Annotated in this window: 31 protein-coding genes and 1 tRNA gene; 2 read left to right on the top strand and 30 right to left on the bottom strand. The window is 54.6% G+C overall.

What is annotated here, in order from left to right; genetic code table 11:
* Position 1: 1 nt before the first annotated feature.
* The 17 genes from EYR88_RS00250 to EYR88_RS00180 all read right to left on the bottom strand — a co-directional run bounded on the left by EYR88_RS00250 (position 2) and on the right by EYR88_RS00180 (position 9,087).
* Complete coding sequence (locus tag EYR88_RS00250) at positions 2-625, bottom strand: DUF6349 family protein (RefSeq protein WP_131087750.1); 624 nt, start codon at positions 623-625, stop codon at positions 2-4.
* Between the two features lie 29 nt (positions 626-654).
* The gene (locus EYR88_RS00245; RefSeq protein WP_131087749.1) at positions 655-1,125 is read right to left on the bottom strand and encodes a hypothetical protein; all 471 of its coding nucleotides are present in this window, start codon (positions 1,123-1,125) and stop codon (positions 655-657) included.
* Positions 1,126-1,348: 223 nt separating this feature from the next.
* Positions 1,349-1,777, bottom strand: coding sequence for a hypothetical protein (locus EYR88_RS00240; protein ID WP_131087748.1), 429 nt, complete (start codon positions 1,775-1,777; stop codon positions 1,349-1,351).
* 20 nt (positions 1,778-1,797) lie between these two features.
* Positions 1,798-2,895, bottom strand: coding sequence for a DNA polymerase III subunit beta (locus EYR88_RS00235; protein ID WP_131087747.1), 1,098 nt, complete (start codon positions 2,893-2,895; stop codon positions 1,798-1,800).
* Between the two features lie 2 nt (positions 2,896-2,897).
* Positions 2,898-3,182, bottom strand: coding sequence for a hypothetical protein (locus tag EYR88_RS00230; protein WP_131087746.1), 285 nt, complete (start codon positions 3,180-3,182; stop codon positions 2,898-2,900).
* Between the two features lie 345 nt (positions 3,183-3,527).
* Positions 3,528-4,733, bottom strand: coding sequence for an ATP-binding protein (locus tag EYR88_RS00225; RefSeq protein WP_131087745.1), 1,206 nt, complete (start codon positions 4,731-4,733; stop codon positions 3,528-3,530).
* Between the two features lie 83 nt (positions 4,734-4,816).
* Positions 4,817-4,990 carry a hypothetical protein gene (locus EYR88_RS15965; protein ID WP_165477243.1) on the bottom strand — a complete coding sequence of 58 codons (174 nt, stop codon included), beginning with the start codon at positions 4,988-4,990 and terminating at the stop codon, positions 4,817-4,819.
* A gap of 17 nt (positions 4,991-5,007) precedes the next feature.
* The gene (locus tag EYR88_RS00220) at positions 5,008-5,418 is read right to left on the bottom strand and encodes a hypothetical protein (protein ID WP_207306444.1); all 411 of its coding nucleotides are present in this window, start codon (positions 5,416-5,418) and stop codon (positions 5,008-5,010) included.
* A gap of 30 nt (positions 5,419-5,448) precedes the next feature.
* Positions 5,449-5,685, bottom strand: a complete 237-nt coding sequence (locus EYR88_RS00215) for a glutaredoxin family protein (protein ID WP_131087744.1) — start codon at positions 5,683-5,685, stop codon at positions 5,449-5,451.
* A gap of 85 nt (positions 5,686-5,770) precedes the next feature.
* Entirely contained in the window at positions 5,771-6,382 is a 612-nt protein-coding gene (locus tag EYR88_RS00210; RefSeq protein ID WP_131087743.1) for a single-stranded DNA-binding protein, read from the bottom strand.
* A complete protein-coding gene (locus EYR88_RS00205; protein WP_131087742.1) occupies positions 6,375-6,959 on the bottom strand; it encodes a hypothetical protein in 585 nt (194 codons plus the stop codon). Before EYR88_RS00205 ends, EYR88_RS00210 begins: the two co-directional genes overlap by 8 nt.
* A 3-nt stretch (positions 6,960-6,962) precedes the next feature.
* Positions 6,963-7,643: a lambda exonuclease family protein gene (locus tag EYR88_RS00200; RefSeq protein ID WP_131087741.1), complete on the bottom strand. Its 681-nt coding sequence runs from the start codon at positions 7,641-7,643 to the stop codon at positions 6,963-6,965.
* Positions 7,644-7,753: 110 nt separating this feature from the next.
* On the bottom strand, positions 7,754-8,047 hold the full coding sequence (locus EYR88_RS00195; RefSeq protein ID WP_131087740.1) for a hypothetical protein: 294 nt from the start codon (positions 8,045-8,047) through the stop codon (positions 7,754-7,756).
* Between the two features lie 12 nt (positions 8,048-8,059).
* Positions 8,060-8,392 carry a hypothetical protein gene (locus EYR88_RS00190; RefSeq protein WP_131087739.1) on the bottom strand — a complete coding sequence of 111 codons (333 nt, stop codon included), beginning with the start codon at positions 8,390-8,392 and terminating at the stop codon, positions 8,060-8,062.
* A complete protein-coding gene (locus EYR88_RS16325) occupies positions 8,389-8,511 on the bottom strand; it encodes a hypothetical protein (protein ID WP_278184777.1) in 123 nt (40 codons plus the stop codon). The genes EYR88_RS00190 and EYR88_RS16325 overlap by 4 nt, the downstream gene beginning before the upstream one ends.
* Positions 8,508-8,810, bottom strand: a complete 303-nt coding sequence (locus tag EYR88_RS00185) for a hypothetical protein (protein WP_131087738.1) — start codon at positions 8,808-8,810, stop codon at positions 8,508-8,510. The genes EYR88_RS16325 and EYR88_RS00185 overlap by 4 nt, the downstream gene beginning before the upstream one ends.
* Positions 8,803-9,087, bottom strand: coding sequence for a hypothetical protein (locus EYR88_RS00180; protein ID WP_131087737.1), 285 nt, complete (start codon positions 9,085-9,087; stop codon positions 8,803-8,805). The genes EYR88_RS00185 and EYR88_RS00180 overlap by 8 nt, the downstream gene beginning before the upstream one ends.
* 78 nt (positions 9,088-9,165) lie before the next feature.
* Between EYR88_RS00180 and EYR88_RS00175 the strand changes: the two genes are divergently transcribed.
* Positions 9,166-9,696: a hypothetical protein gene (locus EYR88_RS00175; protein ID WP_131087736.1), complete on the top strand. Its 531-nt coding sequence runs from the start codon at positions 9,166-9,168 to the stop codon at positions 9,694-9,696.
* Positions 9,697-10,536: 840 nt separating this feature from the next.
* On the opposite strand, the gene EYR88_RS00170 is transcribed toward EYR88_RS00175, so the two are convergent.
* From EYR88_RS00170 to EYR88_RS00160, 3 genes are all read right to left on the bottom strand, one after another.
* Positions 10,537-10,800, bottom strand: a complete 264-nt coding sequence (locus EYR88_RS00170; RefSeq protein WP_131087735.1) for a hypothetical protein — start codon at positions 10,798-10,800, stop codon at positions 10,537-10,539.
* 110 nt (positions 10,801-10,910) lie between these two features.
* Positions 10,911-11,144, bottom strand: a complete 234-nt coding sequence (locus EYR88_RS00165; RefSeq protein WP_131087734.1) for a helix-turn-helix domain-containing protein — start codon at positions 11,142-11,144, stop codon at positions 10,911-10,913.
* Positions 11,141-11,401 carry a hypothetical protein gene (locus EYR88_RS00160; RefSeq protein WP_131087733.1) on the bottom strand — a complete coding sequence of 87 codons (261 nt, stop codon included), beginning with the start codon at positions 11,399-11,401 and terminating at the stop codon, positions 11,141-11,143. Before EYR88_RS00160 ends, EYR88_RS00165 begins: the two co-directional genes overlap by 4 nt.
* Before the next feature lie 95 nt (positions 11,402-11,496).
* Between EYR88_RS00160 and EYR88_RS00155 the strand changes: the two genes are divergently transcribed.
* On the top strand, positions 11,497-11,736 hold the full coding sequence (locus EYR88_RS00155) for a helix-turn-helix transcriptional regulator (protein ID WP_131087732.1): 240 nt from the start codon (positions 11,497-11,499) through the stop codon (positions 11,734-11,736).
* A 351-nt stretch (positions 11,737-12,087) separates the two neighbouring features.
* Here the strand turns inward: EYR88_RS00155 and EYR88_RS16180 are convergent, their stop codons facing one another.
* From EYR88_RS16180 to EYR88_RS00105, 10 genes are all read right to left on the bottom strand, one after another.
* Positions 12,088-12,753 (bottom strand): Ltp family lipoprotein, encoded by a 666-nt coding sequence (locus tag EYR88_RS16180; protein ID WP_242632419.1) that lies wholly within the window; start codon positions 12,751-12,753, stop codon positions 12,088-12,090.
* 164 nt (positions 12,754-12,917) lie between these two features.
* The gene (locus tag EYR88_RS00145; protein ID WP_131087731.1) at positions 12,918-14,102 is read right to left on the bottom strand and encodes a site-specific integrase; all 1,185 of its coding nucleotides are present in this window, start codon (positions 14,100-14,102) and stop codon (positions 12,918-12,920) included.
* Positions 14,103-14,190: 88 nt separating this feature from the next.
* Positions 14,191-14,264: transfer RNA gene (locus tag EYR88_RS00140), tRNA-Pro, on the bottom strand.
* A gap of 101 nt (positions 14,265-14,365) precedes the next feature.
* On the bottom strand, positions 14,366-15,898 hold the full coding sequence (gene der / locus EYR88_RS00135) for a ribosome biogenesis GTPase Der (protein WP_131087730.1): 1,533 nt from the start codon (positions 15,896-15,898) through the stop codon (positions 14,366-14,368).
* Positions 15,899-15,963: 65 nt separating this feature from the next.
* Positions 15,964-16,659 (bottom strand): (d)CMP kinase, encoded by a 696-nt coding sequence (gene cmk, locus EYR88_RS00130; protein ID WP_131087729.1) that lies wholly within the window; start codon positions 16,657-16,659, stop codon positions 15,964-15,966.
* Positions 16,641-17,741, bottom strand: a complete 1,101-nt coding sequence (locus tag EYR88_RS00125) for a prephenate dehydrogenase (protein ID WP_131087728.1) — start codon at positions 17,739-17,741, stop codon at positions 16,641-16,643. Before EYR88_RS00125 ends, cmk begins: the two co-directional genes overlap by 19 nt.
* Positions 17,742-17,744: 3 nt before the next feature.
* Positions 17,745-18,842 (bottom strand): pseudouridine synthase, encoded by a 1,098-nt coding sequence (locus EYR88_RS00120; protein ID WP_131087727.1) that lies wholly within the window; start codon positions 18,840-18,842, stop codon positions 17,745-17,747.
* Between the two features lie 99 nt (positions 18,843-18,941).
* The gene (gene scpB / locus EYR88_RS00115) at positions 18,942-19,532 is read right to left on the bottom strand and encodes an SMC-Scp complex subunit ScpB (protein WP_131087726.1); all 591 of its coding nucleotides are present in this window, start codon (positions 19,530-19,532) and stop codon (positions 18,942-18,944) included.
* Positions 19,525-20,424, bottom strand: a complete 900-nt coding sequence (locus tag EYR88_RS00110; protein ID WP_131087725.1) for a segregation/condensation protein A — start codon at positions 20,422-20,424, stop codon at positions 19,525-19,527. Before EYR88_RS00110 ends, scpB begins: the two co-directional genes overlap by 8 nt.
* On the bottom strand, positions 20,424-21,281 hold the full coding sequence (locus tag EYR88_RS00105) for a ParA family protein (protein WP_207306493.1): 858 nt from the start codon (positions 21,279-21,281) through the stop codon (positions 20,424-20,426). The genes EYR88_RS00110 and EYR88_RS00105 overlap by 1 nt, the downstream gene beginning before the upstream one ends.
* Positions 21,282-21,332: the final 51 nt, after the last annotated feature.

Here is a 21,332-nt window from a genome sequence, read left to right as displayed (position 1 = left end):
GTTACTTCCCCTGACTATGGATTTGGCAGTCTTGGATGACGCCGACTTTGACCCCGCCGAATGGTGAATGTCCTGCCACGTGTTTCCCGCCCATGGTGCTATCTCCGCGACAGTCAAGGATTGGTGCGCCAGTCACTTTGAAGCTCTCCGGGTAGTCATCCGGGTAGGTGAATTCGTATCCGAACCCGACTCGCTTCCCCTCTAGCACCGGTAAGTCGCGCCAGCCGGGCCAGCAGTGATCGAGGTGTTCTTCCCACGCTTTGTTTTCGTGGTCGTAGATGCCCGTCCAGTGGCCGCATTCATGGCAATAGGCCCTGTAGACCAGCGAGCCGACACAAGAGCAACCTCGCCCATAATGTTGGCATCTTAGGTCTGAGTCGAAGCTCTGAGCCGGGTGTTCTGATTCCCGTCCGCTAACCGCTTGAGGCGACAATCCCCGGTACGGCTTCCAGTTACCCTTGTTCACGTTGAACTCACGAAAGTGCGCTTCTCGGGCATCAAACATTGATTCCAGGCTTACCGGATTCAGCAACAACCGAATATCGCCGGGGGCAACGTCATCCGGCATGGTTTCTACCGGGTACATGAGTTCGAACGCATCCAACTGCTCGCCAAAGATTGTCATCTTGTCTCCTAGGGCATAAGAAAAGCCGCTCAGTGTTGAGCGGCTTGCAGTGTTTTGATTGCTTGTTTTACGGCTTGTGCTTTGCCGGGGTTGGGTGGGTGCGCGGGGTGCAACCTTTTGCCAACCTGGCTTTCGGTGCGTTCCCCAACGTTCACGTCGGCCCAACAGCAAGAGCATGAGTGAGCTTCGTAGGTTGAGTGTTCTTCGCACATGACCCGTGGGGCGCTCTTGTAGCCTTTGCCGGTTGGCGCGGTGTCATCCCAGAAGCGCGAGGGCTCATGAATGAATCCCGGTGTCTGCTTCACGTATTCACCGCCCGCAACGGTTGCCGTGGCGTAGGCGACTACTGCCCGTATTGCGTGGTTGAAGTCGTGCGCGGGTAGCCCGTTGCTTTGGTTGGCGGTCTGTAGGATTTTCGCAATGCTAGGAATCGCCCATTCTGGCCGTGAGGCGTTGATGATGACGGCTAACCTTTCGCCTTGCGAGCGTGTGAGTATCATTTTGTCTCCATTGATCAGCAGCAATTTGTCGCGTCCGTCGCGTTAACTTACGTAACGAATTGCTGCTGACTTTCCTTGAATCAGATGACCCCCTACTTACGTAAGAAAAGAGCGAGACGTAAGTACTTAAGGGTCGGGTCGGGTCGGGTCGGGTCGGGGCATCGTTACTAACGGTGTTACAGGCTTCGTTTTTCCGCATGTTTTCGGGGTTTTCGAAAAAGATTCAGGGTTGATTCGAGCCTTGAATCTCGCTCGAATCTTCCTCGAATCTCTCGCGAATCTCGTTCGAATCTTCAAGATTCGCGTCTGATTCGTTTTTTTGATGCCGTTCGCGCCATGCTTGCTGGCGCTCCCGATTGCGTGCCCGGTCGCGTTCAACGTCCGCTTTTGTGGGCTGGTATTCGGACCAGTTCACGAACTGGAAACCGCCCTCAGCGTGCGCCCAAAGCCCAACATCAACTAGTGCGCTAGAAGCGCTTGGAGGTGGCCCCCACGCGTCGAGCATGTACTTAGGTACGAATCCATCTGTTAGCTGTTCCCCGCACCATGAGCCAGCGATAGACCATAGCCCCGCCGCCCCAAAGCGCGCCCTTTTCGGAATTTTCATGAGCTTTTTGGACGAGTGAAATTTATCGTCCATTTTGAACCACACGGGCTAAGCTCCTATTTTCGTTATGGCAATCTCACCGGCATGACCAGGTGATCAGTACCGCCTTCAGGCGAAGTGACCCAAAGCGGTTTGTTGCCGTTCGGTGTGATTCGGATAGTTTCGCCGTCTGTCACACGGATGACGCTAAGGATGCGTTGCGGGTTTACCGCAAACCGGAAAGTGTCTTCCAGCGTGCCGGTGAGCGTTGCTTTTGAGTCGGCTTCGTCAGCTCCACCGCTGACAGTGGTTTCGCCGTCTTGGCCTTCGAACAGCACGGGCGTGTTCTTGTCATCTAACAGGGCTGCAGCGACGTCAATCGCGCCGGTTAGCTCTTTTAGGTTGTAGTCGCATGCGTCCGCGTCATTGTTGCTGAACAATGAACGGATTTTTGGATACTTGCCTGCGGTCAGGGTGACGCTTGTTGAATATGGGCCACTGGTCACGCCGAAGCGGGTCGGTTCACCATTGTTTTCACCAATGAAAAGTTCAGTGTGCCCGGCAACAGTTTTAGCTACTGAACGAATCCAGTCGCCATGCACTGACATAGCGTGGCTCATTTCTTCGACCGGTTCCCAGTCAATTTCTCCTAGCGATAATTGGTATCGGTCAGTACTCATGATCGCTAGCTTCTGTCCGAGTTCCACTCGGGCACATTCAAGCTCGGGCAAGTTCGCCGCCCCGTTGTCGGTGGAAACGCTTGCGGACCGGATTAGCTTGGCGAACTCTTCGCCCCGAATCGTTCCTACGGTGCGAACGTTGCCTACAAGGTCACGCGGGTACTCTTCAGCGGGCATGGCGCTAATGTTGAACTTCACCGCGTTCTGTGACAGGTGCGCTTTCTTGTCCTCAACAATGACGGTTACCGGCTTTGAAGAACGGAACTTGCCGATTGCTTTACTGAGCATCAGGCCGTTGAGTAGCGCCTCCCCTGGCTCGCTCACATCGGCGTTGACGGTCAACGAACCAACCTTTTCGTAATCGGAGCCTGAGGCGGTCACGCCTTCCCCGGTTGCGCTGAATAGGATGCCGCCCATAATTGGTGACGTTGGCCGGGTTGCCATTGCGGTTAGCGCGAAACGCACGGCTTCTTTGAGGTCTGCGGGGTCCATCGTGAATTTCATGTTTAGGAGTCCTTTTCTTCTGCCGGTACGGTCAAAGTGATTTCGAGGCCAGCTGTTTGGATTGGCCCGCCATGGGTGACGCTGACATGTTTTTCTGACTCGGTGGCGCGTATTTCAAAGCCCGAAAATTTGGCTTTACGAATGAACTGTTGGCGTTCTTTGTCGTTGCGGAACGCTAGCCAGGTGTGCAACGGGATTGGGCGGTAGTCGTTGCCGGGTGCGTTACCAAATTCGATTAGGTTCGCGAGCGCCCGTAAAGCGTCGGCTTGCTTTTGAGGTGTGGTCATTTCTTGATGCCTTTCATGACGTTGCCTATCGCTTGGCCGGGGGTTGGGTCGCGGTAAAGCTGGGCTTCTTTGAGGCGGGATAGGCGGTCTTGCTTTTGGTGGCATTTGCAACCGGGCTGGCGGTAGTTCACGTATTTGTTCTTGCAAAAGTGCCAAGGCGCCGAGCCTTTGCATTCTGGGCAACATGGTTTTTCGTTCATCGGACTACCATGTGTAGGAGCGAATCGCATTCGACGCACCGCGAAGGCATATTTCCTTGCGTCATCGTTCATTTCTCTTTCTGGTCTGGGTGCACCAAAGGCCGCCCGCAAGAATGCGAACGGCCTCTGATGTTGGGGGGGGCGGTTATTCGGCTAGGTTGCCTTCGTGGAAGACGTACTCAAAGTTGCCGGTTTCGGCGACTAGTTCAACGAAGATTTGGAAGTCGTGATGTTCGGCCATGAGTCGAAGCTCGTTCAGGTGAGCTTCGTCCAGGTTGTTGCCGTTGCGAACGATTAGCGTTCGTAGCTCAGGTTCGCGAGCTATCATCATGGCTGCCGAGACAAGGACTTTCTCAGCGTCGCTTGCCCGGCTGAACGGTACGCCGTTGTAAAGCAACCCTTCTTCGTCAAAGGCGAGGCCGGGCACGGGGAAGATTGCCTGTGCTAGCCCGTCGTTCTTTGTCTGGTCGATTTCTTCTAGGGTTGCGGTCAACTTGTCGGCTGATGCTTGCGCGCCCGCCAAATCGTCGCGTACGCGTTTCGCCCGGTTGTTGTCGCGCACCGCCCGGTTAGTTTCTTCGATGCTGTTGATCTGCACCTGAATCGCTTCAGTGTCTACCCGCTCGGGTGCGCTTAACGCATGCTCTCGCGCCTCGCGAAGACGGCTCTCAGCTAATTGAAGTTCGTACCTCAAGCGGTTCACTTCGCCAGCCTCATCTGTCACGCGTTCGTCAGCCTGATCAATTCGCCGGTTGAGCTCTTCGCCTTGCCGGAACTGTTCAGCGAGCTCAGCAAAACTGACTTCAACCTCAGGCACGTTGGGCGACACTGCGGGCAAGTCGTTAGCCAGGGCGGTTAGCTTGCGAACCTCCGCGTTTACATCCGTGCGAGAATCAAAGACACTCTTTCGGCGCGCATCCAACTCTGAAGGGCTAAACGGCAACTGGACAACATCCAACAACGCCGCCCGCTGTTGTTTCTCCCCCAGAATCGTGAACTGTGAAACGTCTATACCAAGGTTGCCGATAAGGTCAGAAAGTTTCGACTGACCATGTTTCCCACCGTCCTCAGACTTCACAGTCAGCGTTGTACCTGAAGACGTGTAACGGCGGTCAATGGTCAACCCGTTATCAAGGGTTATCTTCGCTGAACCGCGTTTAGCGCCTTCACGGATTGGGCGCGGGTTGTTGCGTGAATTGTGCCCGGTAAGAGCCGCCTCAATGGCGTTCAGCGCCGAACTTTTGCCTTGTGCATTCTTACCGGCGAAGACGATTAGGTGATTCGACGGGGCGACACGGGCGGCTTCGATCTTCTGAAAATTCTTGATTTCCAGCTCGTTGATTTTGGTCATGTCTGATTCCTTTGGTTGAGGCCGGGGCGAGTTGCCCCGGCCTTTCGGGCAAGAAAAAACCGCCTCGGTGGGCGGTTAGTGGTTTAGAAGAATCCGTTGCTTCGCCGGAACACTTCGTGACGTTCGTCGGCTCGGTCGTTGAACCGGACAAATGAGCGCCGGAAGAACAGCCAGAAGACTAGGGCGATAACCGCCCAAAGGATTATTAGCCCGGCGATAACAGCGCCGATTGTAAGAATGATGCTCAATGCGTCCATGGTGGAAACCTTTCTAGTTACTGTTTGCCGGTCTGCATTTCTAAATCAGGCACGATTGTTTCTGGCTTGAAAATGACCTTGTAGTGATAGACGCTCACATCGTTCGATTCCATCTGTTCAACGAAATAGGACACGTTGTCGCTCAGCCCAAGAATGTGCTTCTTGTACTGGTTGTCGGCCAAACGGCAAGTCACTTCAAGCTGCTCGTTTGCGTCCTTGATTGAACAATGGCCTTCGATGCTCAACAGGTACTTGTCCGTGATTCCGTTGAACATGACGATTCGCCGATTGACTTCGAAATGGTCAGCGTCTTTACTCAGGTTGTGCGAAGCCATTTCGGCATTCGTACATCCGGCAAGTGCGAGGCCGAACGCGAGGATTCCGGCGACTGCCACGGCGATTTTTCCGCGTTTGTTTGGTGCGTGCATTTGGTGTGCCTTTCAAGCTTGTTTTTTGGTTTACAAGGTTTGGTTTATTTGGCTGATCTTGTCCGGCCTAAGCCCGTACCAATGGTCGTTCTCGGTCACGACAACGGGGGCCGAAGAATAGCCGAGCTTTTCAGTCACGAACTTGAACGCGTCCGTGTCCTTAGCAAGGTCAACTTCGGTGTAGATAACGCCTTTCGTTTCGAACAACTTTTTGGTTCGATCACACTGAACGCAATCGGGTTTTGAGTAGAGAACAACGCCTGACAAAGTTTTCCTAACTTGTTCTACGGGGCTAACCGTTTCGGCTAGCCCCGTTTTTGGGTATAAAAAAAGAGCCTGTTACGGCTCTGTGTTACTGCTGGTTTCCCCAACCTTCGCCGGGGTTGCCTGAAGCGGTCCAAGGGTCGAATACTGGGGCGTTCCATCCCCCACCTTGTTGCGGGGCGTTCTGCGCGGGCGGTTGCTGTTGCTGTTGTGGCTGATTCCACCCGCCGCCCTGTTGAGGCTGTTGCTGTTGCTGTTGCTGTGGAGGGTTGCCCCAACCGCCTTGCTGTGTAGGTTGTTGCGAGCTCTGCGGAACACCATAGCCACCACTCTGATGCGCTGGCGGTTGTTGCTGCGGGGTAGGCCGGTCGCGACCCTTATCGAACGGATGAACACCCCAGGCGGTGAAGTCCATGGCAACGCCCGGCGAACCGTCTTGCTTGTCGTAATCGCGTGACCAAAATTCACCAACCGCCTTTACCCGGTCGCCTTCCCTAAGGCCACGTTCAAAAAGCATCTCACCCAACGAACCCCAAACGGTTACGTTGAAACCCTGCGATTTTAGTGTTTCGTAGGAACCGTCATCGAGCCTGCGTGACTTGTTTTCCATGAGACGGAACTTCAAATAAGGTGCGCCGGATTGCGTCACCTTCAACTCAGCATCGGCGGCCAGATTACCGATAACCGTCATGTCAGACATTCGTGTTTTCTCCTAGTTTCTCCGTGATAACGGCGTATTCGTGCAAAGTGATTTCGTGCGGTCCGTTCAACGGTCTGGCAAGTACCTGCGCCGCAAACTGGGCAGGGGCTTGGACGCCAACATTGTTTGCGGCCTGCTCGAATACGCCCCACTGCTCTTGCGTGATAGTCGGCTCCGCGCTAACTGCGGTCACCGTCAACGGTTCAGCCTTATAGTTCTTGAACCTTGCCCCACGCGCACCCGGTAGCAAGAACGTCATAGGCTTCTCAATACCCGAAACATGGCTGATTTCAATGCCCCCAACCTTGTCCTTGCCAAACCTGATTTCAGGGTTTCGGTACAGGGTTAGTTGCTTTCCAATCCAGTTATCAACACGGCCCCAAACTTTCGCCATGAACCGGCGCATAGTCAGCGAAGGCCGGTACGCACGCCCAGGCAGGTCAACCAAATGAATGTTCATCGGCTGATCACTATTGCCCTTGCTAATTGACTCAATCGTGAACGTGCGCGGACCAGTAATAAGGTCAATCGCGTTCAGCTGGTCAGACTTAGCATCGAAGGCTGTTGACCAATCCATGAGTTACCAAGCCTCAATATCTGCGTAATGGTCCACGCGCTCAGTGTCGGGCATCGAAGCGGTGCGTTCGTAGTATTCACTGATCATGTCTTCAGCGTTCTCTTCGAAGGCCACAAGTGCGCGCTTGATTGCCTCTTGCCATTCTTGGATTGGGTAGACGCGCTTGACGTAGAGCTTCATGCCACCGCAATAGCTCACGTAGTCGCACCATTCGCGCCCGCTAACCAGTAGCCCGCACTGAATTTGAGCCATGTTTTCGGGTGGCACGCAATCATCAAGAACTGTTTCGAGCTGCTTCTTCTGCAGCCGAGACTTGATTTCAATTAGCCCGTCTTCACCAACAAGACCGTCTGGCGAATACCCGATTTTGTAGCCGCCGATTTCGCGAGTCATAAAACCAACCTCGCGGGCTTCAGCATAGTGTTCGCTGTACTTGTCGCGGGCTAGAGGTTCATCCAATGTTCCACGCTCCATGTCGCGTGAGCTGAAAGACGGCTCAACAAATCCGGTGATTCGTTCGGCGGCAAGTGAACGGGTTAGACCTCGCGAAGTGTCGTTGTTCGCGGGCTTCATCGTCTTAGTGGTGATCAGCAAACCGACCGCCGACGCGGTTACCAGTCCACGTCGTTGTTCAAACCATTCGTCTGTTCCCTGCTCGATCTTGTCAAAGATTTCTAGGGGCATGTCGTTCTCACTTTCGGGTATAGAAAAAGCCGATTCGTTTGAATCGGCTTGAGGTTCACAGCAACCGCAATCGGAATCGCAATGCTGTTGGTACGGGTGCGGGTACCGGCTCACAGTTCGTTCCCCAACCGTTCGTCAATCAGTGCGCCTTGTTCCCTGATCATTTCGCGAACGTCTTCGGGCATGCCCTCGAAATTCCCGCCATGCATGCGAGTTGCCTCGCGCCGGTTGTGAAGATTCGCCTGAAGAAGCGTCTGTGTACGAATCTCGAAAGCAACCGACAAGGCCGCCTGTGTGGTCGCTTGGGCTAGATGCTTGTATGCCTCTTCAACCGAGACTGGGGTATCTCGCAACGCATCGGCAGCGGCGAACGCGTGCGGGTTGCCTGGAAGACTGTTTGACATGTTTGATTTCTCCTAAGTAGTTGTGTTGATTTCGTCGCCGTCTAAGGCGCGTTTGATCAGTCGGGCGTAATGCTTATCGCCGTCCGCAAGTTTTTCCAGATACCGAACCAAGGACTCAACGCGGGCAATGCGAGCGTTCGCATGCTCACTGACCATGCGTTCCACCACTTCAGCAAGGTGTCCAACGTCTACCGAGCCGAACCAGTCGCCAATGACGATAATTTCGCCCCGGTCATTCCACGTAAGGCCACGGCGGGCAAGGTCGGAAAGCCAGCCCGTAGCGGCTTCATTGAGCGCTTCACCCTTCAGGATTTCTACGATTTGGGCGTGCCCTAGGTCGCTCACGCTTCAACCCCTAAGACGATTCCTAGAAGGGCGAATGAGCAGATGCCCAACCCCACCGCAACGCCCGCGAGCCCTAGAACCCACAGCCATGCATCCCACGACATTTCTTCGTCATTCATGATTCAGACCTTTCTTTCCGTGGCTCCCAAAGAATCAGGCGCCCGCCATTACGTGACCTAGTGCGCGACTTGCTATAGCCGACTTCAATAAGCGAAAACTCGGCAACAGCACGCCCCATGGCTGCCCCGTACCAATTTGATTCGCGAGGCTCACTGTCCAGGCGTTTACGAACGTCATCGTTAGTGAACGGCCGCGCCTCACCAATCAGCTCAGCAACCGCGTTCAAAAACGCTTCGAAAAACTCTTCTTTCGAAGACTCAAAAAGCATCGGAACCGGCAACCCGACCGTGCTAACCATTGAGTGTCTTCTTACGGTTGAACGCTGCCCATTCAGTGCGCACGTAAGCGTTCGCCTTAGCCGTCGCAAATTCGATGCAACGAGCAAGCGACTTATGCCGGAAAATCCAACCCTTGCCAAGCCGGTTATCAGCCACGTAGAAGCGTGCGCCCGCGCAAATCAGGTACAGCTCAAAAGGGTTATGCCACTTACTGATGCGGACAGTCACGCGAGACATTGGCAAACCGCCGATAGTCACAGGCTCAAGCGCCGGAACCGGCGCGGGTAAACTGATCATGATGAATTCCTTTCAGGAACAACAAAGGCCACCAGTTCGCACCTGGTGGCCTTACTTTTATTTGGGATACTTGGGAGCATGATCTTTCAATCACCTTCAATGACTCCCGTCGAGACCGCAACAGCACCGATAACTATGGATGCTTGGATAATGGTCGGGCTCACTGTTTTGACCTTGCTATTCGCTATCTGGTCCTGGTGGTCGGCGAACAAGTCCGGGAAAGCTCGTAAAGCTGCCGAAAAGGCAGAAGCTAACGCAGACCGTAGAGTAGAAGCTGCCGAATCAACCGCTACCGAACTACGTAAACTCGTTGAACGACTCAGCTTGCCGCCATTGAAAGCCACAACGGTAGCCCTAAAATCGGGGCGAAAAGTGATGCTCACGAATACCACAGTTGAGGAAATTATCGTGGTGGAACTCGTGAATTCCGATAAGTTCTACGCGGTTCGTCCGCTTGAGCCGTTCCCTATCACCATTCATCCGGGTGCTCAGACTTCAATTTCCGTATTCGGGTCTGCTCAGATTCCCCGGCAAGAGAATTTTCACCTTCGGCTCTCTTCATCCGGCGAAGAGCGTCTTTTGCACGTTCCGATTCCGCCTTCGAATTGATCGCATAATTACCGGCCACCGTCATGAAAACAAACGACGCGAGCATGCAAATGGCAATAATTGCCTCACTGGGGGTCATGATTTCCTTTCTGGAATGACAAAACCCGCTAGGTTGCTTCTAGCAGGTTTCGTTTTTGGGTATTGTTCATCTTGTGAACGAATGGGAATGGGCCGAATGGGTCGCATGGTGTTGCTCGATATTGCTCGGCGGTTACGGTGCTTGGCGATCATTCAGGACAGACTGGAAGTTAAGACTTACTCGGCAAGATTGGAAAATTGAGCATTTCGAAAATGACTCATGGCTGCTGACGAATACCAGTCATGAAACGCTCACCATTGGATTTTTAACAATGCCTGATGGGTGGGGAGGAACCACGTATAGCCGTGGGGTCAGTACGCCCCACAAGCCAAACGACTATGTAAAAATCACTTCTGTGCGGACTATTGCAGCGAATTCAGAAAAGCTTGTGGTGGATTATTGGCGCGGGAAATCATTGAAATCCCGCAAATCCAAACGATGCGTCTTAGCGATTCCTCCGCGCCCATGACAATTGGCTCATTCTGCATCTAGGCCGTCGATCCCAATCGTCATTCTCCGATTTTCTCGGCATTGAACATCATCCCTTCAATACTTGCAAACTCATGTTGCAACCTTTCTTTATGAGTGCGCCGGAATTCCCGGCTTAGATACAGCAATGCCTAGGCGGTCTAACTGGTCGGCAATATGAACGCGACGGCCAGCCAAAACAATTAGCCGGTCGCGGTGAGTGCGAGGATGCAAACAAACAATCTCCGCATCCAACCGCTCAACAGCCGTAAGTAAACGCTCAACAGTCGGATTCACACCGTCACCGCCCGAGGCTTCAAAGAACCAAACCTATTGATGTAATCAATCAGCGCGTTCTTCACAGCCGTCTCGCCCGTGCCGTCCGAATGAGCAAGGAAATACTGTTCATCTTCAGAACACTCGCAAGCATTCGACAACATGAAACCCTGCGCCATACGGTGCGCGTTCCTATCAGAAAGCTTCTCCCCTGCAGCAACAGCGCATTCCTTGAACATCTTCTTGAGCTGAACGAACGGGGGAATCATGTTTTTGGGCATGACAATTAGACCTTTCTAAAACTGGTGAGCTTGCAGCCAAACGGCTGACTTAGTGTGAATGGTTGCCCAGACTGTGGGGCGAAGGTGCTCGAATGAGCTAGTGCCTAGATTTAGGCGATTTTATTGAGTGCTGCCTCGAACCGTGCGCGGTTCGATTTCATAGGCCGCGTGTTTCGGCCTGAAGTGATTCGCTCGAACTGCTCTTCATCGAACCGGTAGGTTCTGTCGCTGATCTTCGTGCATTCCCATGAGCCGGAATGAATCTTGTTGTAGACCATTTGGCGGCTAATCCCGAGGATGCTGGCGACGTCTGCCGGTGTCCGATACTCAGGGGCGGCGGTCACGCTGCCTCCGTGAGTAAATCTGGCAGTTCATCAATGAGCGTTGCCAGGTCCTTTGAAAAGAGATCAATGGGAGTCACCTTCAGGGTGTCTGCGATTGCTGCAAATTCTTCAATGGTGAATGCGCCCGTCTTATTGATCTTTCGATCGTAGGTGGCAATCGCAATCCCAACAGTTTCCGCGATGTTCTTATTTGATCGTCGCAAGAACTTCGATACGCCACGAATATTTTCGATGACTCGTTTAGTTGTTGTGTCCATATGAATAGCGTAACTTACCATTTGGATAGTTGCAAGCTTGTAATTCCATAAATTTGGATAGTCGAACTGTCCAATTTGATGCTATAGTTATCCGTATGGGAACCTACAAGGACAATCTCCCTCGCGTAATACGTGAGCAATTGCAAGGTGAGCGAAAAATAAAAGACTGGACCTACGCCCAGTTGGCAGATGCCTCAGGGCTGAAGGAACAGTCTGTTATGCGCTACCTAACCGGCAAACGGGAAATAGACATCCCTACGCTGGCAGCATTATCAGAGGGTCTAGGAATAGACCCGATGGTTCTCATGAAAAGAGCGACCGAGAGAATGCAATAGCAAGTCAATACCCACCAGGTCGGCCAGAGCGCCAACCTCCGACAAGGTAAGGTCACGTTCTCCATTGAGGCGTGACCTTACTGCATTTCGGGAGAGATTCCACTCTGCGGCAAGTACGTTCGGGTCAATTGAATTCATAAGTTCGGTCATCTGGTCAATGCTCTGGGGCACTACTATATTCTCCTATTAGTTCGAAAGTTTGTTCGAATGAGAGGTTGAAATCAGCTTACACCCAGCTTCAGACAATGACCGAAACAAGTCGGCGTCAGCGACAAATCGTTACCTGATTTTGACCTTCGCGTTAAATGACAAAACCCCCACGTTTGAGGTGGGGGTTTTGTCAGGGAAAAGCTAGTCCAACTGCTTAACAGCGTAAGCCGCTTCTTCTTTCGTGTACTTGTCTCCAGCTGAACTGGATAGTTGATCTTGAATTGCGCTCGGTGACATGCTCATGGTCTCCTGGTAAGTCTTTGCGGACTTCACCGCGTTCTCTTTCCAGTCAGCATCAACGTTATCGACTGCGTACTGAGCGGCCTTTTTCGAGAACTTGTCTCCATACTCGCTGCTCAACTGGTCAAGCAACCCCTGCTTGCTGAGAGGTGCAACGCTATTGTAGTTTTCCGCGCTCTTGAGAGCCGACTTGTATTCGGTCGGCACATCATCAGACTTCTCGTCTGCAACAGCCGCTTCTTCACCCGCCTTGGATTCAGGTGTCTGAGTATCCACCGAAACGCCGGATTCATTCATTGCGTCACTTACGGCGGTTGCTGTCGCGCTAGTAACAACGCCAGCAATAATGAATGAGGCCACCGCGAGGATTACGCCAGCAATCGCAACGCCCTTCTTACGGTTCTTCTGGAACAGCACGATAGCGCCTAAGATAAGGCCGACCCCGCCGATAAAGAAGGCTACGATTCCAACGAACGGAATCAGAGCGAAAATAACAGCCACAATGCCCAGAACGAGCGAAGCAACGCCCATACCACTGCCAGTTTTCACTGGTGCTTGAATGGTCAAGGTCTCTCCTTAGTCAATCACCTACGGGGAATGCGCAGGTTATTTTATGCAAACACTAAGAATGGTACGCGAGAAAATCAAGAGTGTGCAATAAATGACCATAACGTTTAAGCAACAATAAAACCCCGCCAGATCACCAGACCTAGCGGGGTTGCACATACTGCCTACTGCTCGATTGCCTTAGCTTTGCTCTGCTCTACCTTTTTGACGGTCTGGATGTTGAAGAGCCCTGACATAGCGTTGCCCATGACGTCAGCGCCCTTGACTAGCGACTCGCGCATGAGATGCGAATAGACCTTCGTCGTGGTGTTCACTGACTCATGCCCCATGAGGCGCGACAGCTCGAAGATGCTCATCGGGTTATCCCCTGAGAGCATCCACGAGGCGTACGTATGGCGCAGGTCGTGAATGCGTGGCGATTTCTTCAGGCCGCTCTTCTTAGCGGCCCTGAGGGCTGGCTTCCAAGCCTTGTTATGCATTGCTTGGACGGTCGCCGCTCCACCCTCTTTCATGGTGAACACGTATTCGTCTAGTTCGGTGATACTGACCTGAAATGCGATCTTCTTGGCCAGGTCTGCGGTGAGTGGAATTGTTCGGCGCGCATTCTCAGTTTTTGGCGGGCCGATCTTGCGACCGTTCTTATCGTCGCGTTTCCAGGCCTTAGTTACGCGTGCTGTGTACGTGCCTTGTTCGTCTGAGAAATCCCCTGGCTGTAGGGCAGTGGCTTCAGAGAAGCGCATTCCTGTCCCGACCAACAGGAGGAAGAACGGGTGAAAATACTGATCCAAATGGCTCAGGATTAGAGCAAACTCCGCCTTGGTGAGAAAAGTCGTTTTGTCCTCGGTGTGGTCGCTCTTCGGGAGGCGCGTGTGCTCGCAGGGGTTATCTGGTCGATGCCCTTTGTAGATCGCCGTACCCATGACCGAGTACAGGAACCCGTGGACATTTTTGATGGTCTTAGGCGAGAGGTCTTTCCCTCGCATCCACATCACCCATTCAGCAATATCCTCTTCTGAGAGCATGTCGCACGGAATGTCGCCTATGTTGCCTTTGAAGTGGTTTTCGATCATCCGTTCATAGGTGTGCATCGTGTGAACAGTAATGTCGGATAGTCGCCGTAAGTGCTGGACTGCAACCTGCTCGATTGAGGGGGCACGCGAGGCGGTACGGAGGATCTGGGAATAGGCTTTGTCGCCGTCGTGCTCGTTGAGTTCGAGCACCTTCTTGAACATCTCGGCTTTGGCCAGAGAGTCGAAAGAATCGTTGTGTTGTTGGCCTTTTTCTCGCCACTTCACTTGATACCGGGTAACGACTCCGGCCTTGTTTTTTCGTTCAATAATGCTTGCCATAGGGCTATTTTAGTTGGCCCATGGGAACACATTTTTACTTTTTGGGAACAGCCCCGGTAACTTCCTTGCGTTACCGGGGCCGAATCGGTCGGGCTAGCGGGATTTGAACCCACGGCCTCCTCACCCCCAGTGAGGCGCGCTACCAAGCTGCGCCATAGCCCGATGCTTCCGCAGCCGTTATCCCCCAAGTCGTGAGATCTAAGGGTGCCGTCTGCAAAAGCTCCATATTCACCCTACACCAAGTGAAGGGCTAATTTCGAACTTTAGCGGTTGCGTGAGCGACGCTCACGGATACGCATCGAAACCTCGATTGGGCTGCCCTCAAAACCGAAAGTTTCACGCAAACGACGGGTGATGAACCGGCGGTAACCTGGGTCCAGGAACCCGGTGGTGAACAGCACAAAACGTGGCGGACGGGCCGAAGCCTGAGTGCCAAAGAGGATGCGTGGCTGCTTACCGCCACGTACTGGGTGCGGGTGCGCAGCTACGAGTTCACCCAAGAAAGCGTTCAGCTTGCCCGTTGGAACGCGCTTATCCCAAGAATCCAGAGCCGTGTTCAATGCAGGAACAAGCCTGTCCTTGTGCCAGCCGGTCTTGGCAGAAATGTTGACCCGTGGGGCCCATTCGATGTGCGCGAGGTCGCGATCGATTTCCTGATCCAGGTAGTAACGACGGTCCTCATCCACCTCGTCCCACTTGTTGTAAACGATGACCATGGCACGGCCAGCTTCGATGGCCAGCTGGATGATGCGCACGTCCTGCTCGGAAACGATCTCGTTGGCGGCCAACAGGATCACGGCAACTTCGGCCTTTTCCAGAGCGGTCTGGGTACGCAATGAAGCATAGTAGTCGGAGCCAACAGCCATGTGCTGACGACGGCGAATACCAGCGGTATCCACGAAGCGCCAGATGTTCCCGCCCAGTTCGATCAATTCATCCACTGGGTCGCGGGTGGTACCGGCGTACTCGTCAACAACCACACGCTCGGAACCAGCAAGCTTGTTCAGCAACGAGGACTTACCCACGTTTGGGCGTCCGATCAAGGCAATACGGCGTGGGCCGCCGGAAGGAATCAAACCACCAAAAGCCGAGTGCTCAGGTAGCTTCTCCATGACGGCGTCCAACAGGTCAGCGGTACCGCGACCGTGCAGGGCCGAAACTGGCCATGGCTGACCGAAGCCCAAGCCCCACAGCACAGCTGCTTCGGCTTCTTGGTTGAAGTCATCAACCTTATTGGCGACCAAGAAGACAGGCTTGCCCTTCTTGCGCAGCATCTTCACCACAGCTTCGTCAGTTGCGGTGGCTCCAACGTGGGAGTCAACAACAAATAGAATTGCGTCGGCTACGTCTGCAGCGATTTCGGCCTGATCGGCTACCGAAGCGTGGATGCCCTTGGCATCGTGCTCCCAGCCACCGGTATCAACAACGGTGAAGGGACGGCCCATCCACTCAGCGGAGTAGGACACACGGTCACGGGTAACACCTGGGGTGTCTTCAACCACGGCTTCGCGGCGACCCAAAATACGGTTGACCAAAGTGGACTTACCGACGTTTGGACGTCCAATAACCGCCAGAACCGGCGGGATAACTACGTCTTTATCCTCGTCGTCAAATGCGTCGAGGCCTGCCAGTAAGGCAGAGTCTTCTTCGTCGAGATCGTAATCTTCCAGTCCGCTGAGCAGAGCCTGCGCACGAATGGCGGCTTCTTCCTCGCTCAGTTCGGCCAGGCGCTCGGCGATATCGTCGTCTCCAACGGGGATGTATTCCTCGTCGTGGGTGGAGTTGTTCTCGCTCATGATTTTCCCTTCACAGCGATCGTAATCTTCATCGGCTCTCGCCGAGGATGGGCACCAGCTTGAGGCTAGTTTTTCGTTGCAGTGTTGATTGCGTCAAGCACTGCGGCGATGGTTTGTTCAAAATCTAGGTCCGAGGAGTCAACGGTCATGACTCCATCGGCAGCCTGGGTGAAGTTCACTACGGTGGAATCCTTGGCGTCGCGGGCCAGCACTTGGTTGGCTAGCTGCGAGTCGTTCTGGCTACCACCGAGCTGCAGACCGCGGCGACGCAGTCGTGCTTCTTCTGACGCGGTGAGCAAAATACGCGCATCAGCATCCGGTGCAACAACGGTAGTGATGTCGCGGCCTTCAGCCACAATGCGAGTGTTTGCCTTGATGATTTCCTGCTGACGGCGAACCAGCTCCGCGCGGGCATCCAGATTGGTTGCTACGGCGGAAACCTGCTCGGAGATGCGTGGTTCACGAATGGCTTGCGTCACGTCGACCCCGCCAATCTTTACCAGCTCAGCATCCGGGTCAACGGAAATTTCCAACTGCGCGTCTCGCACCGCCTGGGCGATAGCGTGAGCGTCGGTGAGGTCGGTTCCAGCATCGAGCACCGAGTAAGTGATCGCACGGTACATGGCACCGGTATCCAAGTAGACGGCACCCAGTTCGCGGGCGACGGCCTTGGAGACCGAAGACTTGCCAGAGCCGCTAGGGCCGTCGATGGCGATGACAAGCGTGTCGTTGTTCAAGGTGCTCACTGGGCTACTTTCCATCCGTTAGTGGTCAATACGTCAATTAGTTCGTCGCGGCGGCCTGGAATCACCGAAACGTCCACCAGACCAACCTGATGTCCGGCAGAGTGTTCCATACGCAAATCTTCGATGTTGATCTGCGCTTGGCCAATCTCAGTTAGCAACTGAGCGATCTGACCTGGACGGTCATCGATCACCACAGTCACTAGTGCAAAAGCTTGAGGTGGTGCGCCGTGCTTGCCCGGAATGCGGGCCTTACCGGCGTTACCTTCACTCATCAACTGCGACAAATCCAGCAAAGCTCCAGGGGCCTTCGGTTCTTGCAGCGTGTTGATCAGTCGATCCAAATCTTCTTTCATCCCGGTAAGGATGGGCACCAATGCGGCGGCGTTGTGCGCAAAGATCTGAATCCACAGCTTCTCATCGCTAGCGGCGATTCGCGTCGTGTCACGCAATCCGTTGCCGGCTAAAGCCAATTGGTGTGGTTGCGCGTCGAGCAATCGCGAAGCAATCATCGAGCTGGCAGCCTGCGGGAAGTGACTGATCAAAGCCACAGACTCATCGTGCTCGGTCACGCTCATCCGGTGCATGGTCGCACCCAGATCGATAGCCAAAGACTCTGCCACCTTCACCCGCGAGGCATCTGCACCTTCATGCGCGCAGATAACCCACGGCATTGAGGTGAAGAGTTCACCACGAGCTGCTGCCGGGCCGGACTTCTCTCGCCCTGCCATGGGATGTGTACCCACGTAGCGCGAAGTTTCGCGCTCTCCCAGTCGCCCATCGGCCAACACAGCGGCAAGGATAGATCCCTTAACGCTGGCGATATCAACCACCGTGGCGTTGGGGTAATCCAAGAGTGCTTGAGCAACCAAGGCTGCGGTGACATCCGGCGGAGCGCCCACCACCACAAGTTCCGGAGCGATGGTGCGCGCTTCAAGGAGCACACCAGCCCCGATATCCTGGGCTACCCCAGCGGCGGTTGGCGAAATATCCGAGAGGTATACGTGCAGGCCTTTGGCGCGCAGTCCTAATCCCACCGAGGTGCCCAGCAGCCCGGTGCCGATGACCAGAACTGGGCCGGCAAGGTGAGAAGAGGGCATTAGTTACATCCCCACCATGGCCATCAGGTGACCGATTTCCTGGTTGCCCAGGGAGCGGATGGTGCCCTGCTTCTGATCTCCGAGTAGTACGGGACCAACAGCTACGCGTACCAAACGCTGAACCGGGTGGCCCACAGCGTCAAACATGCGTCGCACGATACGGTTGCGACCAGAGTGCAAGGTCACTTCAACCATCACGTTTTTAGGGGTGGTGGCGATGATCTTCAGGTCATCAACCTTGATCCAGCCGTCTTCCAGCTTAATACCTTCACGCAGCTCGTTGCTCACTGCACGTGGCAGTGGGCCCGGGATCTGCACCAGGTAGGTCTTTGGCACCTCGTACTTTGGGTGCTGCAGACGGTTAGCTAGCTCGCCGTCGTTGGTCAGGATCAGCACGCCTTCGGTCTTGTAATCAAGGCGGCCGACGTGGAACAAGCGCTGAGCGTGGTGCTCATTTTTGAAGTAGTCAGCGATGGTGCGACGACCCTCTGGGTCATCCATCGTGCTCATTACGTGCTTTGGCTTGTTAAACACGTAGTAGCGGTTGGTCTGGTTGACCTGGATACGCATGCCATCAACGTGGATGGAATCCTTGGCTGGATCAACGCGGGCGCCAAGTTCAACAATCAGTTGACCGTTAACTTCAACGCGGCCCTCGGTGATCATCTCTTCGCAGACACGACGTGATGCAACACCTGCATTGGCCATGGCCTTCTGCAAGCGGATGCCGTCTTGTGACTCGCCGTGCTCCTGACGGTTAGCCTGGCTTTCAGCACGGGCCTGAGCGCGAGCGCGCTGGGTCGGACGAGCGTAGGTGTTTGGTACGGAATTGCCGAAGCGTTCCTTACCAAAGGCGCGCTCGGAGTTTTTGCGTGGTGCGGCAGTATTGCGCTTTGCCGAGCCCGACTTGGTCGAATCCGACCGTGCCGAATCTGACTTGGCCGAGTTGCTGCGAGCACCTGGCTTGCCGGAGGCGGACTTGTCGTACGGCTTGTCGCCGAAGGACTTGCCGCCCTGTTTGCCGCGGCCGCCTGCTGGCTTGCCGCCGAAGTTTGAATTGTTGCCGCGTGGTGTGCGGCCGGAGGAAGATCCCCTGCTCATGCTTGCCTGTGTCCCTTGCTGTTACGTTTCGCTGCGCGGTCCCGTCGATTAGGGGCATCACGCGTGGTTGGTCCGGTGTAGCTGCCTGCTGGCAGTTTCTTAATCGTCGTAGGTTGCCGAATCGAGCGATTCAAGATCGGCCACCCCAGGAAGATACGGGGATAGCGCAGGCAACTCATCTAGCGAGCCCAATCCCAGTCGTTCCAGGAAGTATTCGGTGGTCTGGTAGAGCGTTGCTCCACCATCTCCAGTTTCCTCATACTCCGTGATCAATCCGCGAGTGAGCAATGTGCGCACTACAGAATCGACGTTCACACCTCGAATCGCCGAAATACGTCCACGCGAGACCGGCTGTCGGTATGCGATGACAGCCAGTGTTTCCAAGGCGGCCTGCGACAAGCGCGCGCTCTGCCCATCGAGCACAAAGCTGGAGACGAAATCGGCGTAATCGCTACGCGTATAGAAACGCCACCCGGAGGCGACACGACGCAGTTCAAATCCGCGCGGGCGATCCTTTCCATCATACTCGGTAGCCAACTTCTCCAAAGTCTGGGCGATCCGCTCAATTGGTACCTGGAAGATTTGTGCCAAATGTGCCGAACTTACGGGGATATCGGCGACCATTAGTACCGCTTCGAGGCCCGATTCTAGGCCTCCTGGCAGCTGGTCAATGGGTGCAATCTCACTCATGATTCACCTCACCCGCGCTCCCCTCATACTCATCTTGAACCGACTGGGCATCAAAGCTGGACTCTAAAAGCAAGCTAATGCGCAGTGGTCCCAACGGATCAACTTGTTCAAAGCTGATCGCTCGTTGCCTAAACATCTCCAACAATGCCAGAAAACGTACTACCACCACCAGATGCGCTGAGGCATCAGCCACCAATTCGCGGAAATCCAGCGGGCCGCGTGCTTCGAGCAGCGCGGTCATCGACTCAGCTTCCTCAGCGATTGTCACGTTGGCCCCATGCAAGTGTCCGATGCCAACTTCGGTGGTTGGCGCAGGCTTAGGGGCTAGTGCTGAGGCGGCCAGCGCAGCTAGGGCGTCGGGGCCAATGGTGAAAATTAATTCAGGAAGCAGGGAAGCAAATTCTGGTTCCAAAGAAACTTCGCGTGGATACCGCGAGCCTTCACTCTGGTATTGCTCCCCCAAAAACTCGGCTGCTTGCTTAAAGGCCTTGTACTGCAAAAGTCGGGCAAACAAGAGGTCTCTGGCTTCAAGCAGTTCAAAGTCTTCTTCGTCAGCCATCTCGCCACGCGGCAGCAGCCGGGCGGCTTTCAAATCTAGAAGCGTGGAGGCTACTACCAAAAATTCGGTAGTCTCATCGAGCACCTTCATCCCGTCACTACCCTCGGTGACACTGGCTTGCAGTTCTCGAAGGTAGGCGATAAATTCGTCGGTCACCTGCGCCAGAGCCACCTCGGTGATATCCAGCTCGCGCTGGGTTATCAGGTGAAGTAGGACGTCAAAGGGACCGTTAAAATTTTGCAGGGCAAGGCGAAAACCGCCAGACGATTCCGGCTCAGTCTGTGCTGGCTCGGTGGAATCGTTGGCGGTTTGCTCGGTGAGCGTGTTGCTCATTACGGGGCGCCACCACGCCAAATCAGCTCGCGAGCCAGGTTACGGTAGGCCTCGGCGCCGGGGTGGTTCGCAGCGTAACTAGTGATTGGTTCAGCGGCCACGTTGGCATCGGCAAACTTGATGGTTCGCTTGATGACCGTTTCGAAGAGTTTGTCGCCAAAGGCTTCATCCAAGCGGGTGATGACCTCACGGCTGTGTAGGGTTCGCGCGTCGTACATGGTTGCAACAACGCCGTCCAGCTCCAAGACCTGGTTCAGACGATCCTTGACCTTGTCGATGGTTTCCATCAGCAGGGCCACGGCACGCAGTGCGAAGAACTCTGCGGTCAATGGGATGATCACACCGTGGGCAGCGGTCAGTGCGTTGACGGTGAGCAGACCCAAGGACGGCTGGCAGTCAATTAGTACTACGTCGTAGTCGTCGATGACGTTGCGCAGAGCGCGTTCAAGCACCTGCTCACGGGCGACCTCGTTGACCAACTGCACTTCTGCAGCGGACAGGTCAATGTTCGCTGGCAACAGGTCGATGTTTTCCACATCGGTCTTCAAGATGGCATCGGTGATCTTCACCTGACGGTCCATCAGCACGTTGTAGACGGTGATGTCCATTTCGTGCGGGTTGGTACCAAAGCCAGCAGACAAGGCGCCCTGTGGATCAAAGTCCACCAAAAGTACCTTACGGCCGTATTCGGCGAGCGCCGCAGCCAAGTTGATGGTGGAGGTGGTTTTACCCACGCCACCCTTCTGGTTGACCATGGCAATAACACGGGCTGGCCCGTGCGATGGCAACGGTGCTGGCACCGGGAAATCTGTCAACGGCTTACCGGTTGGGCCCACCGGGCGGGGCTCCTTGAGCATCCCTGCGCCACGGTGCTTGCTTCCCTGTTCCTCGCTCACGATGGGTTAACC

Origin of the sequence: Arthrobacter sp. S41 (genome assembly GCF_004320535.1) — a bacterium.
Lineage (GTDB): Bacteria > Actinomycetota > Actinomycetes > Actinomycetales > Micrococcaceae > Glutamicibacter.
The sequence above is the reverse complement of the archived record's forward strand: the minus strand, read 5'-3'. Positions and strand labels throughout refer to the sequence as shown.

Bases quoted from the DNA above. Each gene is read 5' to 3' on its own strand.
- EYR88_RS00105 (WP_207306493.1), bottom strand. From the start codon at position 21,281: ATGCTCAAGGAGCCCCGCCCGGTGGGCCCAACCGGTAAGCCGTTGACA.
- EYR88_RS00110 (WP_131087725.1), bottom strand. From the start codon at position 20,424: ATGAGCAACACGCTCACCGAGCAAACCGCCAACGATTCCACCGAGCCA.
- EYR88_RS00120 (WP_131087727.1), bottom strand. From the start codon at position 18,842: ATGAGCAGGGGATCTTCCTCCGGCCGCACACCACGCGGCAACAATTCA.
- EYR88_RS00235 (WP_131087747.1), bottom strand. From the start codon at position 2,895: ATGAAATTCACGATGGACCCCGCAGACCTCAAAGAAGCCGTGCGTTTC.
- EYR88_RS00170 (WP_131087735.1), bottom strand. From the start codon at position 10,800: ATGCCCAAAAACATGATTCCCCCGTTCGTTCAGCTCAAGAAGATGTTC.
- EYR88_RS00230 (WP_131087746.1), bottom strand. From the start codon at position 3,182: ATGACCACACCTCAAAAGCAAGCCGACGCTTTACGGGCGCTCGCGAAC.
- cmk (WP_131087729.1), bottom strand. From the start codon at position 16,659: ATGGAAAGTAGCCCAGTGAGCACCTTGAACAACGACACGCTTGTCATC.
- EYR88_RS00125 (WP_131087728.1), bottom strand. From the start codon at position 17,741: ATGCCCTCTTCTCACCTTGCCGGCCCAGTTCTGGTCATCGGCACCGGG.
- EYR88_RS00245 (WP_131087749.1), bottom strand. From the start codon at position 1,125: ATGATACTCACACGCTCGCAAGGCGAAAGGTTAGCCGTCATCATCAAC.
- EYR88_RS15965 (WP_165477243.1), bottom strand. From the start codon at position 4,990: ATGGACGCATTGAGCATCATTCTTACAATCGGCGCTGTTATCGCCGGG.
- scpB (WP_131087726.1), bottom strand. From the start codon at position 19,532: ATGAGTGAGATTGCACCCATTGACCAGCTGCCAGGAGGCCTAGAATCG.
- der (WP_131087730.1), bottom strand. From the start codon at position 15,898: ATGAGCGAGAACAACTCCACCCACGACGAGGAATACATCCCCGTTGGA.
- EYR88_RS00225 (WP_131087745.1), bottom strand. From the start codon at position 4,733: ATGACCAAAATCAACGAGCTGGAAATCAAGAATTTTCAGAAGATCGAA.
- EYR88_RS00155 (WP_131087732.1), top strand. From the start codon at position 11,497: ATGGGAACCTACAAGGACAATCTCCCTCGCGTAATACGTGAGCAATTG.
- EYR88_RS00250 (WP_131087750.1), bottom strand. From the start codon at position 625: ATGACAATCTTTGGCGAGCAGTTGGATGCGTTCGAACTCATGTACCCG.
- EYR88_RS00180 (WP_131087737.1), bottom strand. From the start codon at position 9,087: ATGATCAGTTTACCCGCGCCGGTTCCGGCGCTTGAGCCTGTGACTATC.
- EYR88_RS16325 (WP_278184777.1), bottom strand. From the start codon at position 8,511: ATGAATGACGAAGAAATGTCGTGGGATGCATGGCTGTGGGTTCTAGGG.
- EYR88_RS00145 (WP_131087731.1), bottom strand. From the start codon at position 14,102: ATGGCAAGCATTATTGAACGAAAAAACAAGGCCGGAGTCGTTACCCGG.
- EYR88_RS00220 (WP_207306444.1), bottom strand. From the start codon at position 5,418: ATGCACGCACCAAACAAACGCGGAAAAATCGCCGTGGCAGTCGCCGGA.
- EYR88_RS00175 (WP_131087736.1), top strand. From the start codon at position 9,166: ATGATCTTTCAATCACCTTCAATGACTCCCGTCGAGACCGCAACAGCA.
- EYR88_RS00195 (WP_131087740.1), bottom strand. From the start codon at position 8,047: ATGTCAAACAGTCTTCCAGGCAACCCGCACGCGTTCGCCGCTGCCGAT.
- EYR88_RS00200 (WP_131087741.1), bottom strand. From the start codon at position 7,643: ATGCCCCTAGAAATCTTTGACAAGATCGAGCAGGGAACAGACGAATGG.
- EYR88_RS00210 (WP_131087743.1), bottom strand. From the start codon at position 6,382: ATGTCTGACATGACGGTTATCGGTAATCTGGCCGCCGATGCTGAGTTG.
- EYR88_RS00160 (WP_131087733.1), bottom strand. From the start codon at position 11,401: ATGGACACAACAACTAAACGAGTCATCGAAAATATTCGTGGCGTATCG.
- EYR88_RS00185 (WP_131087738.1), bottom strand. From the start codon at position 8,810: ATGGTTAGCACGGTCGGGTTGCCGGTTCCGATGCTTTTTGAGTCTTCG.
- EYR88_RS00205 (WP_131087742.1), bottom strand. From the start codon at position 6,959: ATGGATTGGTCAACAGCCTTCGATGCTAAGTCTGACCAGCTGAACGCG.